At 73.7% G+C, this 1352-nt stretch carries 1 protein-coding gene; it reads right to left on the bottom strand.

Annotation, left to right across the window (positions count from 1 at the left end):
• The coding region (locus tag ACZ619_RS45855) for a GAF domain-containing sensor histidine kinase (protein WP_469612012.1) at nt 1-1352 on the bottom strand (1352 nt) is incomplete at both ends.

Here is a 1352-nt window from a genome sequence, read left to right on the forward strand (position 1 = left end):
ACCGGTACCCGCCACACCAGGGTCGTACCGCCGCCCGCCGGGCAGTCCCACTCCAGGCGGCCGCCGAGCTCCGCGGCGCGTTCGGCCATGTTGCCGAGGCCGCTGCGGCGGCCGCCGGGCGGGATGCCGACGCCGTTGTCCCGGACCGTCACGGCCAGTTCGCTTCCGTCGGTGGCGAGGATCACCTCGGCGCGGTCGGCGTGCGCGTGCCGGGCGATGTTGGTGAGGGACTCGGCGAGGACGGCGACCACGTGGTCGGCGATCTCCGTGGGCACGTCGGTGTCGAGCAGGCCCTCCATGCGCAGGCTGGGCGCGAAGCCGAGGATCGGCGCCGCCTCGCCCGCCACCCGGACCGCGCGGGCCCGCAGGCCGGTGCCGGCGCCGCCCTCCCGGGTGCGCAGACCGAAGATCGTGGACCTGATGATCTTGATGGTCTCGTCGAGGTCGTCGACGGCGCGCAGCACCCGCTCGGACGCCTCGGTGTGCTCGATGAAACGACCCGCGCTCTGGAGGGTCATCCCGGTCGCGAAGAGCCGCTGGATCGCCAGGTCGTGCAGGTCGCGGGCGATGCGGTCCCGGTCCTGGAGGACCGCGATCTCCTGGGCGTCGCGACGGCGCTGGGCCAGTTCCAGCGCGATCGCGGCCTGCGCGGCGAAGCCCTGGAGGGTCTCCGTCTCCTTGGCGGAGAAGACCGGGCTGCCGATCTCGCGCGCCAGCAGCAGCACCCCGCGCACACCGCTGTCGCCGGTGCCGATCGGGATGGCCACGGCGGGGCCGAGGCCCTGGAAGCGCGGCGGCTCCGGGGAGATCCTGGGGTCGTGGCCGACGTCGTGGGTCGCGACCGGGGCGCCGGCGGAGAAGGCGAGGCCCATCAGCGTACGGTCCGGGGCCAGCACCAGGCCCCGGTGGTCCTCGGCGTCCAGGCCCACGGCGATCTCCACGCCGAGCGTGCCGGTCTCCTCCATCGGGATCGCGACGGCGGCCAGCGCCGACCCGGCGATGTCCCTGGCCCGCTCGGCGATCAGACCGAGGGCGTCGGCGGGGTCGCCGCCGGACATCAGGGTGTGGGTGATCTCCGCGTTGGCCCGCAGCCAGCGCTCGCGCAGCCGGGACTCCTCGTAGAGACGGGCGTTGTCGATCGCCACACCGGCCGCCACGGCCAGCGTCAGCGTCACCGACACGTCCTCCTCGTCGAACTCCTGGCCGCCCCGCTTCTCCGTCAGGTACAGGTTGCCGAAGACCTGTTCGCGGACCCGGATCGGAACGCCGAGGAAGGTGTTCATCGGCGGATGGTTCGGCGGGAAGCCGTACGACGCCGGATGCTCGGAGAGCTTCGCGAGGCGCAGCGGCTC

Source organism: Streptomyces sp. NPDC104367 (assembly GCF_055583825.1).